Annotated in this window: 13 protein-coding genes; 6 read left to right on the forward strand and 7 right to left on the reverse strand. The window is 73.1% G+C overall.

Features of this window, described 5'->3' with window-relative positions:
• Nucleotides 1-41: 41 nt before the first annotated feature.
• Nucleotides 42-1478, forward strand: a complete 1437-nt coding sequence (locus tag ACFV9W_RS08640; RefSeq protein ID WP_385756939.1) for an MFS transporter — start codon at nt 42-44, stop codon at nt 1476-1478.
• On the opposite strand, the gene ACFV9W_RS08645 is transcribed toward ACFV9W_RS08640, so the two are convergent.
• On the reverse strand, nt 1475-2533 hold the full coding sequence (locus tag ACFV9W_RS08645) for a YhcG family protein (RefSeq protein WP_385756942.1): 1059 nt from the start codon (nt 2531-2533) through the stop codon (nt 1475-1477). The two genes, ACFV9W_RS08640 and ACFV9W_RS08645, sit on opposite strands and share 4 nt — an antisense overlap.
• A 164-nt stretch (nt 2534-2697) precedes the next feature.
• Entirely contained in the window at nt 2698-2913 is a 216-nt protein-coding gene (locus ACFV9W_RS08650) for a hypothetical protein (protein ID WP_385756944.1), read from the reverse strand.
• A gap of 354 nt (nt 2914-3267) precedes the next feature.
• On the opposite strand from ACFV9W_RS08650, the gene ACFV9W_RS08655 reads away from it, so the two are divergent.
• Nucleotides 3268-4101, forward strand: coding sequence for a Scr1 family TA system antitoxin-like transcriptional regulator (locus ACFV9W_RS08655; protein ID WP_385756946.1), 834 nt, complete (start codon nt 3268-3270; stop codon nt 4099-4101).
• Nucleotides 4083-4361 carry a DUF397 domain-containing protein gene (locus tag ACFV9W_RS08660; protein ID WP_385756947.1) on the forward strand — a complete coding sequence of 93 codons (279 nt, stop codon included), beginning with the start codon at nt 4083-4085 and terminating at the stop codon, nt 4359-4361. Before ACFV9W_RS08655 ends, ACFV9W_RS08660 begins: the two co-directional genes overlap by 19 nt.
• Before the next feature lie 425 nt (nt 4362-4786).
• Here ACFV9W_RS08660 and ACFV9W_RS08665 read toward each other — a convergent pair whose 3' ends face one another.
• Nucleotides 4787-5962 (reverse strand): MFS transporter, encoded by a 1176-nt coding sequence (locus ACFV9W_RS08665; RefSeq protein WP_385756949.1) that lies wholly within the window; start codon nt 5960-5962, stop codon nt 4787-4789.
• A 100-nt stretch (nt 5963-6062) separates the two neighbouring features.
• Here ACFV9W_RS08665 and ACFV9W_RS08670 point away from each other — a divergent pair, with 100 nt between their 5' ends.
• The gene (locus ACFV9W_RS08670; RefSeq protein WP_385756951.1) at nt 6063-6998 is read left to right on the forward strand and encodes a LysR substrate-binding domain-containing protein; all 936 of its coding nucleotides are present in this window, start codon (nt 6063-6065) and stop codon (nt 6996-6998) included.
• On the opposite strand, the gene ACFV9W_RS08675 is transcribed toward ACFV9W_RS08670, so the two are convergent.
• Complete coding sequence (locus ACFV9W_RS08675; protein WP_385756953.1) at nt 6970-8040, reverse strand: PP2C family protein-serine/threonine phosphatase; 1071 nt, start codon at nt 8038-8040, stop codon at nt 6970-6972. The two genes, ACFV9W_RS08670 and ACFV9W_RS08675, sit on opposite strands and share 29 nt — an antisense overlap.
• A gap of 240 nt (nt 8041-8280) precedes the next feature.
• Here ACFV9W_RS08675 and ACFV9W_RS08680 point away from each other — a divergent pair, with 240 nt between their 5' ends.
• Together ACFV9W_RS08680 and ACFV9W_RS08685 are read left to right on the forward strand one after the other, a co-directional pair.
• Nucleotides 8281-10359: an ATP-binding protein gene (locus tag ACFV9W_RS08680; protein ID WP_385756955.1), complete on the forward strand. Its 2079-nt coding sequence runs from the start codon at nt 8281-8283 to the stop codon at nt 10357-10359.
• 30 nt (nt 10360-10389) lie between these two features.
• The gene (locus tag ACFV9W_RS08685) at nt 10390-10740 is read left to right on the forward strand and encodes a VOC family protein (RefSeq protein ID WP_385756957.1); all 351 of its coding nucleotides are present in this window, start codon (nt 10390-10392) and stop codon (nt 10738-10740) included.
• Here the strand turns inward: ACFV9W_RS08685 and ACFV9W_RS08690 are convergent.
• The 3 genes from ACFV9W_RS08690 to ACFV9W_RS08700 are packed head-to-tail and all read right to left on the reverse strand — an operon-like array spanning nt 10737 to nt 14859.
• Complete coding sequence (locus tag ACFV9W_RS08690; RefSeq protein ID WP_385756959.1) at nt 10737-11423, reverse strand: response regulator; 687 nt, start codon at nt 11421-11423, stop codon at nt 10737-10739. The genes ACFV9W_RS08685 and ACFV9W_RS08690 overlap by 4 nt on opposite strands.
• On the reverse strand, nt 11420-12730 hold the full coding sequence (locus tag ACFV9W_RS08695; RefSeq protein ID WP_385756961.1) for a sensor histidine kinase: 1311 nt from the start codon (nt 12728-12730) through the stop codon (nt 11420-11422). The genes ACFV9W_RS08690 and ACFV9W_RS08695 overlap by 4 nt, the downstream gene beginning before the upstream one ends.
• 59 nt (nt 12731-12789) lie before the next feature.
• Nucleotides 12790-14859: an MMPL family transporter gene (locus ACFV9W_RS08700; protein WP_385756963.1), complete on the reverse strand. Its 2070-nt coding sequence runs from the start codon at nt 14857-14859 to the stop codon at nt 12790-12792.
• Nucleotides 14860-14887: the final 28 nt, after the last annotated feature.

A 14887-nucleotide genomic window follows, 5' to 3' on the forward strand; every position in this document is an offset into this window, starting at 1 on the left:
CACTTGATGGACATTGAATGTCGATGATATCGATGTGGGTCATGGCAGAGACTCGGATCGACACCGGCCCGGCGCAGGCCGCCCCCGCGGGCCCCTCCCCCGCCGACCGCCGCATGCTCGCGGTCGCGCTCACCGCCACGTTCATGGCGAGCTTCGACCTCTTCGTCGTGAACGTCGCCACCGAGGCGCTCCGCGCGGACCTGCGGGCGAGCGACGCGGCGCTGGAACTGGTCGTGTCCGGCTACGCGTTCGCGTACGCGGCCGGGCTGATCACGGGCGGCCGGCTCGGGGACCGGTTCGGCTACCGGCGGACGTTCGTGGCGGGAATGGCCGCGTTCACAGTGACGTCGCTGCTGTGCGGGCTCGCCCAGGGGCCCGGGGAGCTGGTAGTGGCACGGCTGGCGCAGGGACTTTCGGCGGCGGTGATGGTGCCGCAGGTGCTGTCGCTCGTGACGGCCCGCTTCCCGGCGGCGCACCGGGGCCGGGCCACCGGCTGGAACGGGGCGGTGGCGGGCATCGGATCGATCGCCGGTCAGCTCGTCGGCGGCGTACTCCTACAGGCGGACATGCTCGGCCTCGGCTGGCGGGCGGTGTTCCTGGTGAACGTCCCGGTGGGCGTGGTGGCATCGATCGCAGCATGGCGACTGCTTCCGGCCCAACTGTCCGGCCCCCGGCGCCGTTTCGACGCACTCGGCGCGCTGGGAGTCACCGCGACACTGGCGCTGCTCCTGCTCCCACTGACACTCGGCCGGGACGAAGGATGGCCGGCATGGACGTGGCTGTGCCTGGCGGCGGCCGCCCCGGCTGCCTGGGCGACACGGCGATGGCAGCAAGCGCTCCGGGCACGCGGCGGGGACCCGGTCCTCAACCCCACCCTCTTCGGCAACCGCCCGTATCTCACGCTGCTCGCGGCCCTGGGCGCCTTCCAGCTCTACTTCGGCGCGTACATGTTCACGCTCGCGCTGCTGCTCCAGGCGGGCCTGGGCGCGAGCCCGCTGACGGCCGGCGCGGTGTTCGTCCCGCAGGCGGTGGCATTCACGACGGGTTCGCTGCTCAGCGGGCGCCTCACGGCGCGGCGGTGGCCCGTGGTGGGTGGGGCGCTGGTGGTGGCGGGCCTGACCCTGACGACGGTCCAGCTCACGGTGCCCGACGGGGCGATCGACCCGTGGTCCCTGACACCCGCCCTCCTCCTGACCGGCCTCGGCAACGGCCTCCTGATGCCACCGATCATCGGCGCGGCCCTGTCACGGGTGACGCCTTCGACGGCAGGCTCGGCATCCGCAATGCTCAACACGACCCAACAGGCAGCGAGCGCCTTCGGCGTCGCCCTGCTGGGCACGCTCTTCTTCACGGCGTCGGGCCCGTCCCTGCGGGACGCGCGGACGGGGATGGCGACGGTCTCGGGGGCGTTCGCGGTACTGGTGGTGATCTCGACGATCCTGACGTGGTCGACGCGGCGTCGGGCGACCGCTCCCTAGCCCTTCAGGACCTCCTGGGCGACGCGGGTCAGGTCCTCCTCGGTCGGCAGCAGAGCGCGCATCTCCGGGGTGAGGCCGCCGAGCGCGTAGGTGCTGACGGCGAGGGGGCGGTTGCTCGCCCGCATGGCGAGCTGCGAGGCGGCCTTGTTGTGCCGCTTGCAGACGAGGATGCCGAGCGTCTCGCCGTCGAGCGCCGGGTCGCGCACCAGCTCGTCGACGGCGGCCGCGTAGAACCCGAGCATGCCGAAGTGTTCCGGCCGGGCGTCCTTCGTCTTGAGTTCGACGACCACGTACCGCCGCAGCTTGAGGTGGTAGAAGAGCAGGTCGATCCGGTACTCGCGGCCGTCGAGCACGAGCGGGTACTGGCGGCCCACGAAGGCGAACCCGACGCCCAGCTCGGTCAGGAACCGGACGATCTGTTCGACCAGCGCGTCCTCCAGCTGCCGCTCCGAGTGCTCGTCGTCGAGGGTGAGGAAGTCGAGGCGGTACGGGTCCTTGGTGATCTCCTCGACGACGTCGGCGTCCTCCGGGACGGTCGCCGTGAAATTGGAGGGGGCGGCGCGCTTCCTGAGGTGGAGTTCCTGGGCCAGGCACCGCTCCAGACGGTCGCGCGACCAGCCCTCACGGGCGGCTTCGGTGACGTAGAAGTCGCGCTCGGCAGCGGTCTTGGTGCGGCTCATGAGGAGGGCGATGTGGCCCCACGGCAATTGTGCAACGGGCTGTTGCACAATTGATTCCGGCCAGGTGCGGGCCATCTGCTGCATGTACATGAGGTTGCGGCGCGAGAAGCCACGCTGGTTCGGAAACGTCGTCTTCAGGTCGGCGGCGAGCCGCGCCACGACCTTCGTCCCCCAGCCCTCTTCGGCCTGCCGCCGCAGGATATGGGTCCCGATCTCCCAGTACATCTGGACGAGTTCGGTATTCACGGCCCGCTGGGCGCGCAGGCGCGCACCGTCGACCGTCTGCTTGATGTCGCCGAGCAGCTCCCCGTACCAGGAGGGGAGCGACTGGGGCTGGGCCGGCACAACTGCCTTTTTGCTGGTGTCACTTGACATGAGTCGGAGTTTTGCCGGGAGTCGGACGACCGGACCGGGCAATCGACCGTGCGTCGTTCGAACGGGTGAGGGAGTTACGTTCCTTCGTACGCAGGTGGGAGGCGGCCACCCTGCCAGGCACGCGCGTGCCCGGCACCACCCCTGCCGGGCACTTCCCACCCGCTCTACGGCACCTCGCCCCGGCTTCTTCTGTTCTCGTACGCCGTCGCCGCGCTCACCCGCTCCGTCGTCGACGCCACGCGCAGCACCTCCGGCGGGCAGTCCCACTCGCGCCCGCCGCCGAAGGGCCGCAACTGTACGTACGGTCCCTCGTGCCCCATCACTCGTCCCACCTGACCCGTGCTCGTGTCGACCGCGTACGAACCGATCGGCGGTTTCATGGCGTAGCGCTCCTGTCGTCCGTCCCTGCGAGGAGTACGGCGGCGAGCCGGGCCGCCGCGTCAACCGGACAACGCCCCAATTCCACCAAGGGACACGGGGCACTCCGTGCGATTGACCCGGGATCGAGGCCGAGCGAGGGCAGCACAATTCCCGCTCCGGCGAGTGCGGCTCGCAATGTCTCCACCATTTCCTCGGCTTCCTCCACGCACAGCGCGGCGTGCTTCGATTGTCCCGTCACGTGGCTCCCCTGCCTCATTGAATTTCACGCTTTGCACCTCCACGGTGACGTGCCGTCCCTAGAGTGGGGAGAGGTCTGCGCACTACAACTGCGGGGCTTCACTTGGGGGTTGGCCATGGCCAAGGGTTCGCGCCAGGCGGCGTGGGAGTTCTTCGGGATCGAGCTGAAGCGGCGCCGCGAGGACGCGGGGCTGACCCAAGTGGAGTTGGGGATACGGGTATTCGTTTCCGGTGGCTACATCGGCCAATTCGAACAGGCAATTCGCAAGCCGCAGTTGGATGTAGCCCGCAGGATCGATGAGGCGCTGCAAACCGACGGTATTTTCGAGCGGATGTGGCGGGGCCTGATCGACGACCATCGCTACGCGGGGTATTTCGCGGAAGTGGTCGAGCTTGAGCGGCTCGCGACCCGCATCTGTGAGTTCGCGCCGATTGTGGTGCCGGGCCTGCTGCAGACGGCCACGTACGCGCGGGCCGTCACACTCGCGGCGAACCCGTTCGTCACGGACGAATACGTGGAGGAGAAGGTGACCGCCCGCCGGGAGCGGGCGAACATCCTCCGGGACGCTACAAGGCCCGAGTATTGGGTGGCGCTGCACGAGAACGTACTGCGCACGCCGGTAGGCGGGCCGGACACCATCGCTGAGCAGTTGGAGCACATCGCCGACGTGATACGTCGGCGGGTGGCCTTGGTTGTCGTGATCCCGTACGCGGCAGGGGTGTTCCCCTGCATGGGCGGGATGCTCAAGCTTATGGAGTTCGAAGACGCCCCACCGGTTGCCTATACAGAGACGGAGTATTCGGGGACGCTCATCGACGATCCGGCCGTGGTGAAGCATGCGTTACGCACATACGATCTCCTCAGGGGCACCGCGCTGTCGCCGGAGGTCGCCCTGGCCCTGATCGAGTCGGCGGCGGAGGACCACAGACGATGCGCGACTACGACCTGAGCAACGCCCGCTGGCACAAGAGCAGTTACAGCAACGGCGGGGGCGGTAACTGCATCGAGGTCGCCTACGACTTCGCCGGAGCGGCTCGTTGGCGCAAGTCGACGTACAGCAACGGCCAAGGCGGTGACTGCCTCGAAGTCGCCGACGGAGTCCCCGGTGTCGTGCCCGTACGGGACTCCAAGGTCGTCGACGGCGACGTCGTCGTGATCGGCGCGGCGGCGTGGTCCGCGTTCGTGACGGGGGCCAGGGCGACGACCTGAGCGAGGGGCCACCCCGCGGGGCCGAAGCCCCCGGAGGGGGCGGGCGGATGGGAGAAGGCGTGGGCGAATAGCGGCCGGCGCCCGCGCGACGGCCTGCGGCGCGACGTCACCCACAGCCAAGCCGGACCCCGTACGGCCCAGGACGTGACCGGGTCCAGAACGACGCCCCGAGCCAGGCGCCACCCCGCGGGGCCGAAGCCCCCGGAGGGGGCGGGTGGGTGGGAGATGGCGTGGGCGAATAGCGGCCGGCGCCCGCGCGGCGGGCTGCGGGCTGCGGGCTGCGGCGCGGGATCCCCACGGCCGAGCCGGACCCCGTACGGCCCAGACATGACCGAGGCCAGGACGACGCCCCGAGCCAGGCATCACCCCGCGGGGCCGAAGCCCCCGGAGGGGGCGGGCGGGTGGGAGATGGCGTCAACGACGGGTTATCGGGGCCCCGGCGTCGGACGAGGGCCGGCGGATACCCGTGGTGTCCGCCACGCCGTGAGTGCCGCCAGAGCCGCCACCCCCGCCAGCACCGCAGGTACCGGTGCCACGCGTGACGTCAACGTAATGACGTACGGCGTGAACATCCCCACGTACGCCGCCGTCCAGAACCTCGCCGTCCACCCCGCCAACTGGTGCGGCGGAGCCAACGCCACCGTCCGCGTCAGCCCGTACGTGAGCGTCAGCCCGTACCCCGCCCCGAGGACCGCCGCCGCCGGCAGCGCCAGCACCGCGCTCCCGGCCCCCGCCGCCCCCGCAGCCATCGCCGCCCCCACCGCCACCGTCAGCAGCCCCGGCACCGGGGACGCGACCGCGCGGCGCGCCGTCAGCAGCCCCGCCCCGGGGACCACGGCCGTCGCGACCCCCGTGAAGATCAGCCCCGCGTGCAGGCTCCCGGGCAGCGTCACGAAGCCGATGGTCGGCGCCGCGAAGATCCACGGGGCGACCGTCAGGACCTCGCGGCGGAAGGCCCGGCTGGGGTGCCCACCCACGGGCACCGTCACAGCGGCGGGCACGGTCCGCGTCTCCGGCTCCCGTACGGCCATGAGGCCCGCCACCACGCCCAGCACCACATGCGGAACGTACGCCGTCACCATCGGCCACGGCGCCCACTCGGCGATGAGCGCCGCACCGAGGCCACCGGTCGCGAAGCCCGCCGAGACGAAGAGGCCCGAGCGGCGCGGCGAACCGGAGAGTTCCTTGATCCACGCACTGCCCGCCGCGAGCAGCGCCCCCGCGCTGACCCCGGTCAGGAAGCGGCCCGGCAGCAGCAGCCACGTGGCCCCCAGGCCTCCGGCCATCAGCAGGAGCGTGGAGAGGACGTTCAGGGCGAGGGCCGCGAGCGCCACCGACCGCCGCCCCCTGCGGTCCGCCATCGGGCCCGCCACGAGGAGCGCCGGTATGAGCCCCACCACGTACACGGCGAACAGCCCGGTCACCGTCGACTCGGTCAGTCCGAGATTGCCGCGGTAGGCGCCGAGCAGCGCCGAGAACTGGTTGGCGCTCCAGCCGGACGCCAGCATGATCCAGGCGGCCCGGCCGCCTCGGGCCGGAGTCCTGGTGGGTCCGGAGGCGGGCGCCGGCGCGGTCGAGGCGGAGGTCACGGGTCGGGTCATGCCACCAGTGGTACGTGCCCCGCCGCACGGCACGCACCGCACGTTCATGAATCGTGAACGGCCCGTGCCGCCTGCCCGGCTCTCCGCCTACGCTGGATGTATGGCGCTTGACCTGCGGCTTCTGTCGTCGTTCCTGGCGGTCGTCGAAGAAGGGCACTTCGGGCGGGCCGCCGGCCGGCTGTTTCTGTCACCGGCCGCCGTCACCCAGCACCTGCAACGCCTGGAGGGCCAGGTCGGCGCGCGGCTGCTCGACCGGACGGCGACGCCCGTCGTGCCGACCGCCGCCGGGGTGCGCCTGGCGGGGCACGCGCGCGTGCTGCTCGCCGCCGCGAACGCCGCGCTCGACGACATGGCCGAGGTCACCGCCCGGGAGCCGGAGACCGGCCGCCCGCTGCGGGTGGGGATCATGGGGCACGGCTCGGCCGAGCTGACCCCGGCCGCGATCAACGCCTACCGCCGGGCCCGCCCCGAGGTGCGGGTCGAGATCCGCCAGCTGAACTTCACGGAGCATGTGACCGCGCTCCTGGAGGACCGGGTCGACGTCGCGTTCGTGCGGCCGAGCCCGGACGACGAGCGGGTCGTCGCCGATGTGCTCACCACGGAGCAGCGGATCGTGGTGGTGCCGGAGGGTTCGCCCCTGGCGGCGGCCCGCGCGACCGGTGTGGGCGTCACGGACGTGGCCGACCTGCCGTTCTTCCGGGTGCCCCGGCACACCCCGCACACGTTCACCGACTACTTGTACTTCGACGACCGGGCGCGGCGCCGCAGCACCGAGTGCGCGCTCACCCCGCAGGAGGTGCTGACGGGCGTCGTGACCGGGCGGTCCGCGGGGTCGGGTCTGCGGTCCTTCGCGCGGTACTACGCGTGGCCGGGCGCGGTGTTCGTGCCGGTGCTCGACGCCCCGTGGGAGAGCAGCTATCTGGCGGCACGGGCCGACGAGGACAACCCCGAGGTGCGGATCTTCCGGGCGCTCGCCACGGCGCTGGCGAAGGATCTGGGCCCGGTCATCAACTCGCGTCCGCTGTCCGGTGCTTGACCGTCACCGGGCGACCGGGGCCGGGCGGGGTGCCGGCCACCCCGCTCTCGCACAGGACCATCGCCATGTCGTCCCGCAGCGGTCCGCCGGTGTGCGCGGTCACCTGCGCGTACAGCTCGTCGAGTGCCTCCCACGGCAGGGCCTGGGACAGGGCCTTGTGGGCGCGCTCGAAGAGCGGGAACTCCCGGCCCTGCCCGTCCCGCGCCTCCACGAGGCCGTCCGTGTAGAGGAGCAGCCGGTCGCCGGACTGCAGCCAGTACCGGGACTGGGCGGGCGCGCAGCCGAGGCCCAGGGGCAGTGAACAGGTCACCGGGTCGAGGAACTTGGGCCTGGCGCCCATCCGCAGCGGCGGCGGATGCCCGCAGTTGACGAGCCTGACCTCGCCCGGGGCGAACTCCGCGAACACGGCCGTGACGAAGTCCTCCGGGCCGAGCGCGGGGGCGATGCGGGCGTCGAGGCGCCCGGCGAGTTCCGTGAGGTCCGCGGTGACGTAGGCGAGGTCGCGGAAGCCGTCGGCGACCGCCGCGTTGACGCACACCGCGTCGAGCCCGTGCCCTCGTACGTCGCCGATGAACACCCGCAGTCCGTACGGGGTGTCCGCCACGGCGTAGACGTCGCCGCCGACCGTGGCGGAGGCGACCGCGCAGTGGTGGCGGGTGTGCACGTCGATGTCGCCGAACCGCGCGTCGACCGGGCGCAGGAGCGCCGCCTGGGTCGCCTGCGCGACGGCCCCGAGCTGGCGCAGGCGGGTCGAACGGGCCGCGGACACCCGGGCGATGCGGACCGCGGCGAGGCAGCCGACGAGCAGCACCAGGTACTCGACCACGAGCTGCGGCCCCGCGTCCGCACGCCGGACGACGCCCACCGCCACGGCGAGGGCCAGGGCCCAGGCCGCCGTGCCGAGCGTGGCCCGCACGCCGAGCCGGGCGCAGGCCAGGACCGGCCCGATGAGCAGCACCGATACCGCCGGATGGGCGGGATGCCAGGCGCCGGCGCAGGCCGCGAGCACCGTGCACAGGCCGAGGAGGGCACCGCACGGCATGTGGGCTCCCCATCGCCTACGTAGCATTTCCCGACCTCGCCGCTCCGCCCGCCCCGCGTGAGTGAACGGCCCACTATGACCCACCGCACCGCCCCGCACGCGCCGTTGACCCGCACCGGACAGGAGCGGACCGGAATTGGTCACTCTCCGTCGCATTCCGTCCGGTATCCGGGGTCGGCCGCCCTGTAGGCGCTCAGCTCATCGGATTCCCGCGAGTCCGGCCCCCGGGCGGAGCAGACTGTGACCGTGGAGAACCTGCCCGTCGAGGCCACCCAGTTCATCGGCCGTGAGGCCGAACTCGCCTACCTGGAGCAGGAGCTGAGCGACCATCGGCTGCTCACGCTCACCGGCGTCGGCGGCGTCGGCAAGACACGGCTCGCCGCGCGCCTGGCCCTGCGCACAGGACCGCGCCTCGCGGACGCCGTGTGCTTCGTGCCGCTCTCCCCGCTGCGCGACCCGACGCTGCTCGGCAACGTACTCCTGGAGGAGCTGCGGCTCGCCGACAACTCGAACGAGGACGCCACCGACGTCGTCGCCCAGTGGCTCGCCGACAAGCGGGTGCTGCTCGTCCTCGACACGTGCGAGCACCTGCTGGCGGACTGCGGCCGCCTGATCCGCAAGCTGCTCGACGTCGCGCCGGGCCTGCGCGTCCTGGCGACGAGCAGGCAGCCGCTGGGGATCGAGGACGAGCACCGGTTCACGGTCGCGCCGCTGCCCGTCACGGCCGAGGGCGACGCGGGGCGGCCAGGCGACGCGGTCGCGCTCTTCGCCGACCGGGCGGCGCTCGCGGCCCCCGGCTTCCGGCTCGGGCCCGCCGAGCGGGACGTCGCCGAGGCCGTCTGCCGGCACCTCGACGGCATCCCGCTGGCGATCGAACTGGCGGCGGCCCGGCTCACCGAACTCCCCCTGGAGCGGCTCGGCTCGCTGCTCGGCGACCGCCTGGACGCGCTGACCGCCGCGGAGGGCCACACCGGTCCCCCACGCCATCGCACGCTGCGCGCCACCATCGGCTGGAGCCACGAACTGTGCACGCCGCTCGAACGGCTGCTGTGGGCCCGCCTCTCCGTGTTCACCGGCGGCTTCGACCCGGCGGGCGCGCGGGCAGTGGGCCGCGGCGGACCGCTGCGCGAGACCGAGGTGTCCGGGGCCCTCGAAGGCCTCGTGGCCAAGTCACTGGTGCGGCGCAGGCCCGGCGGGCGCTACGACATGCTCGACACGGTCCGCGAGTTCGGGGCCTCGTGGCTGGAGCAGCTCGGCCCCGAGGAGGCGACGGGCGCGCGGCGCAGGCACCGGGACTTCCACCTGGAGCTCGCGCGGCGGGCCGACGCGGGCTGGATGGGCCGCGAGCAGGAGCAGTGGTACGAGCGCCTCGTCACCGACCACCCCAACTTCCGTACGGCGCTGGACTTCTGCCTGGAGACCCGCGAGGGACCGGCCGCGCAGCAGCTCTGCGGGCACCTGTGGATCCTCTGGTTCCCCTGCGGGTTCGCCCGCGAGGGCCGCCGGTACGCGGAGGCGGCGCTCGCCCTGTCGGAGCGGCCGGGCCCCGAGTACCTGCTCGGCCTGTGGGGCTGCGCGACGGCGGCGCTCTCGCAGGGCGACACGGAGACGGGCCTGAAGTTGGCGGGGAGGTTCCGCGATCTGACGCAGCCGGACCCGTCGCCGGCCCAGGTGATGGCGGTGGCCTACCTGGAGAGCACCTCGCTGTGTCTGATGGGGCGGCTGCGGGAGGCCGCCGATGTCATCGACGCGGCACCCGACCTGCGCGGCTACACCGGCCCCTACGACTCGGCCTGGTGTCTGACGACGGCCGGACGCGCGCTCGTGCACGTCCTGTCCGGCGAGTTCACGGAGGCCGCCGTGGTGGCGCGCAGGCTGGAGGAGGAGTGCGGCCGGCGGGGCGAGCGGTGGTCGCACACCTGGGCCAGCTGGGCGGCGGCCCTCGCCGCCAACGGCCAGGGCCGCCCCGACGAGGCGGCGCGGCAGGCGCTGGCCACCATCGCGGGCAAGTCCCGGTTCCGCGACCGTGTCGGCGTCGCTCTGGCGGTCGACGCCCTGGCCTCCTCGCTGAGCACGCTCGGCACTTCCCACCGCGCCGCACGGCTGCTCGGCATCGGCCAGCGCATGTGGGAGGGCCTCGGCCGTCCCCAGTTGGGCTCACCCGAACTGGTGGCCACCCGCAACAGCACCGAGCGCCGCATCCGGGAATCCGTCGGCGACAGCGCCTACGAGGCGCAGTACGCGGCGGGCCTGGGGATGGAGACCGCGGACGGCATCGCCTACAGCCTGGCCACGGAAGCCGGTGTCGACACCGGCTGACGGCGCCCCCGCCCCACTACGCTCGCCCGCATGATCACAGGCGCGCACACGATCCTCTACTCCACCGCCGCGGACGCCGACCGCGCCTTCCTGCGGGACGTCCTCGGCTTCCCGCACGTCGACGCCGGGGGCGGCTGGCTGATCTTCGCGGCGCCGCCCGCCGAGATCGCGGTGCACCCGACGGACGGCCCGCCCAAGCACGAGCTGACGCTGATGTGCGACGACGTGGACCGCACGATCACCGAACTGACCGCCAAGGGCGTCGAGTTCACGTCCCCCGTCCAGGACCTGCGCTGGGGCCGCCTCACATCGCTGCGCCTGCCGGGCGGCGGCGAACTGGGCCTGTACGAGCCACTGCACCCGACGGCGCACGGCTCCTAGGGTCTGTCGCCCTGGCGGGACGGGGCCACGAGCCCCGACTCGTACGCGGCGATCACCAGTTGCGCCCGGTCCCGGGCCGCCAGCTTGCCCATGATCCGGCTGACGTGGGTCTTGGCGGTGAGCGGGCTGAGCCCGAGGGCCTCCGCGACCTCCGTGTTGTTGAGCCCCCGCGCGACGAGCGCCAGCACCTGGCGCTCGCGCTCCGACAGCTGCCCCAGGGCGTCGGCCGACGACGGCGCGGGCGCCTCGGGGGCGCGCAGCACCCGGGCGATGAGCCGGGCGGTCGGGCCCGGCGACAGCAGCGAGTCGCCCGCGGCCACGACCCGGATGGCGTCGAGGAGTTCGGCGGGCCTGGTGTCCTTCACGAGGAACCCGGAGGCCCCGGCGCGCAAGGCCTCGACCACGTGCTCGTCGGTGTCGTACGTGGTCAGCACCAGCACCTTCACCCCGGCCAGGTCCTCGTCGGCGGCGAGCAGCCGGGTCGCCTCGATCCCGTCGAGCTCGGGCATCCGGATGTCCATGACCACGACATCGGCCCTGCCCTCCCGGGCCAACGCGACGGCCTCCCGCCCGGTCCCGGCCTGCCCCACCACATCCATGTCGGCGGCGGACTCGACCAGCATGGCGAAGGCGGCCCGCACCAGCGCCTGATCATCGGCGAGCACGACCCGAACAGCCGTCACCGACCGCTCCCTTCAAGATCAAGCCCCTGCGGCGATTGAGCAGCGGGGTCCGGGGCAGAGCCCCGAGGCCGCAACGCCGGTTGGGCGCGCTCAACACCCGACGACGTCAACGGCAAGCTGGCCCGGACCTCGAACCCGCCGCCCCCGGTCCGCGGCCCCGCCTCCAGCACACCCCCCACGCTCCGCACCCGCTCCCGCATCCCCACCAACCCGAACCCCGGCTCCGCCGTACCCGAACCCGTACCCACCCCGTCGTCCACCACGGAAACCTCCACCGCCCCCGGAACCGCGCGCAGCGCGACCCGCACCGACAGGTCCGCCCCACCGTGCCGCACCGCGTTGGTCAACGCCTCCTGAACGATCCGGTACGCCGCCGCCCCCACCGCCGCCGGCACCTCGGGCGCCTCCAGTTCGCACCGCACCGACACCCCCGACGTCCGCGCCGCCTCCGCCAGCTCCGGTATCCCGTCCACGCCGGGCAGCGGCTCCCGCGCCTCGTCCGGCGACGACCGCAGCACCTCCAGCGTGGCGCGCAGCTCCCCGCGCGCCGACCGGCACGTGTCCGCGATGTCGTCGAGCGCCTTGGCGACGGCGGCCCGGTCTAGCCGCTCGGGGTCCGCGCTCAGGACGTGCGCCGCGACGGACGTCTGCACCCCCACCAACGTGATGCTGTGCGCGAGCAGATCGTGCAGATCGCGGGCCACCCGCAACCGCTCCTCCGCGACCCGCCGCCGCGCCTCCTCCTCCCGCGTCCGCTCCGCCCGCTCGGCCCGCTCGACGACGGAGGCGAGGTACTGCCGGTGCACCCGCACGTACACACCGAACAGGACGACGGTGACGATCCAGCCGGAGACCCGCAGCGCCTGCGCCCCCTCGGCCATGCCGTGGCTGAACTTCACGAGGACCATCAGCCCGATGACGGCGGAGCCGACCAGCACGGACCGCAGCGGCCGCCCCGTCCGGGCGACGGTGAACAGGGCGACCAGGGAGACGGCCACCGGCGCCGAGTCGGTGAAGCCCATCGCGTGGTACGGAACGACGAAGGCGGCCACGCCGAAGAGCGAGCGGAGCGGGGCGCGGCGCCGCCAGATGGCGGGGACGTGCGCGGCGAGCAGCAACGCCCAGCCCACCGCGTCTGGTTGGCGGCCGTCCGACCGCACGGAGAGCGCCAGCGCCGCGGCACCGGCCGCAAGCAGCGCGGCGAGCACCGCGTCCTGGCGGAGCACCCGGCCGGGGTCCGGCGGTCCGGCCGGACGCGCGGGCCCCGGGGTCACCCCGGGCAACAGGAGCAGTCGTTGGACGTCCACCGGTTCATCTTCCGTCAGGAAGGCGCCCCTCCGGGAGGGAGGGGCGCCCTGATGTGCGTTCAGGGGGTGCGGGTGAGGGCGGGTTCCTCGGCGGGCGGCGCGGCGGGCGCCGCGGGCCTTCGGGACAACGGCCCTGGCCACCACACCTTCCGGCCGAGCGCGTAGGACGCCGACGTCACGAGGTACGTCCGTACGAGGAAGGTGTCGAGCAGCACGCCGATCGCGATCACGAAGCCCAGCTCGACGAGTTGGACCAGCGGCATGCTGGTGAGCACGGCGAACGTGGCCGCGAGCACCAGGCCCGCCGACGCGATCACCGCCCCGGTCGTCCGCAGCGCGGTGAGCGCCGCGGCCCCGGTCGGCGCCCCGCCGAGCACCTCCTCGCGCATCCGGTGCATCAGGAAGATCCCGTAGTCCACACCGAGGGCGACGAGGAACACGAAGGACAGCAGCCCGAGCCCGGGGTCGGTGCCCTCGAAGCCGAACAGCGGCCCGAAGACGAGCCCGCCGATGCCGAGGGCCGCTCCCCATACGGCGACCACGGCGGCGAGCAGCAGCAGCGGCGCGACCAGGCTGCGCAGCAGGACGACCAGGATCAGCAGCACGGCGGCGAGCACGATCGGCACGACGACGAGCCGGTCGCGGGCGTTGGTGTCCTTCAGGTCGAGCTGCTCGGCGCTCGGCCCGCCGACGTAGGAGCCCTGCCCGTCGAGTCCGTCGCGCAGCGCCTCGATGGTGGCGGTCTCGGCGGCGGTCTGCGGGACGGCCTTGGCGACGACGTCGATCTCGGTCCAGCCGCCGCCGCTGCGCCCGCGCGTGGCCTCGGTGACGCCGTCGGTGCCGCGTGCGGTCGCGAGGGCGCCGGCGGCCCTGCCGGTGGGCGCGATGACGGTGATCGGCTGGCTGCTGGCCTCCGGGTAGGCGGCGGCGAGGATCCGCATCGCGACGATCGAGTCCGGCCGGTCGGTGAAGGAGTCCTCCTGCTTGAGGCTGCCGGGCAGCGCGAACGAGCCGAGCGCGAGCGCCCCGAGCAGCACCGCCCCGACGCCGAGGACGGTGCGCGGCCTGCGCCCCGCCGACGAGCCCATCGCCGTGAACAGCGACCTGCGCTGCTTCGGCCGCGAGCCGAACGCGGGGACCAGCGGCCAGAACACCCGCCGCCCGAGCAGCACGAGCACGGCCGGCAGCAGCGTCAGCATGGCGACGAGCGCGCACAGCACGCCGACGGCACCCAACGGGCCCATGCCGCGGCTGGAGTTGAGGTCGGCGGCGAGCAGGCACAGCAGTCCGGCGGCGACGGTCGCGGAGGAGGCGAGCACGGCGGGCCCGCAGCCGCGCAGGGCCGCGCTCATGGCGTCGTACGGCCGCTCGAACCTGCGCAGCTCCTCCCGGTACCGCGACACGATCAGCAGCGCGTAGTCGGTCCCCGCGCCGAACACGAGGATCGTCATCACGCCCTGGCTCTGCCCGCTGATCGTCGTCCCGAAGGCCTGGTTGAGGCCGTACGCGACGCCCATCGACAGGAAGTCGGCGACCCCGGCGACGGCGAGCGGCACGAGCCACAGGAACGGGCTGCGGTAGATCAGGATCAGCAGCAGCGCGACGACGGCGACGGTGGTGTAGAGCAGTGGCCCGTCGAGCGACTGGTACACCTCGGACGCGTCGGTGGCCAGCGCCCCGGGCCCGCCGACGTCGACGCCCATCCCGCCGGTGTCGTGCGCGATGTCCCGCACGTCGTTCACGAACGCGTCGCGGGCCTTCTCGTCCGTACCGGGCCCTGTGCTGGCGACGGGATACATCACCGTGTCACCACTCTTGGACGGCACCGCTTCGGGCGCCCGTACGAGATTCAACTCCCGGTCGATGTCCGCCACTTGCTCCGCGGCGGCCGCGCGATCGGCCGCGCCGAGCCCGCCGTCCCGGTGGTACACGAGCACCAGCTCGGTGGTCTCGCCGCCCGGCAGCCGCTCCTGGATCTTCGCGACCTGCGTCGAGTCGGCGCTCGCGGGCAGGTAGTCGACGGCCCGGTTGTGCTGTACGTCGCCGAGCTTGCCCGCGAACGGCCCCGCGAGGGCGAGCACGGCGACCCACAACGCGAGCACCCCCCAGGCAACCGCGATCCGCCTCATGACTTGACCCCTCTCAGGTCCCGAAATC

Origin of the sequence: Streptomyces sp. NPDC059897, from assembly GCF_042730865.1 — a bacterium.
Lineage (GTDB): Bacteria > Actinomycetota > Actinomycetes > Streptomycetales > Streptomycetaceae > Streptomyces.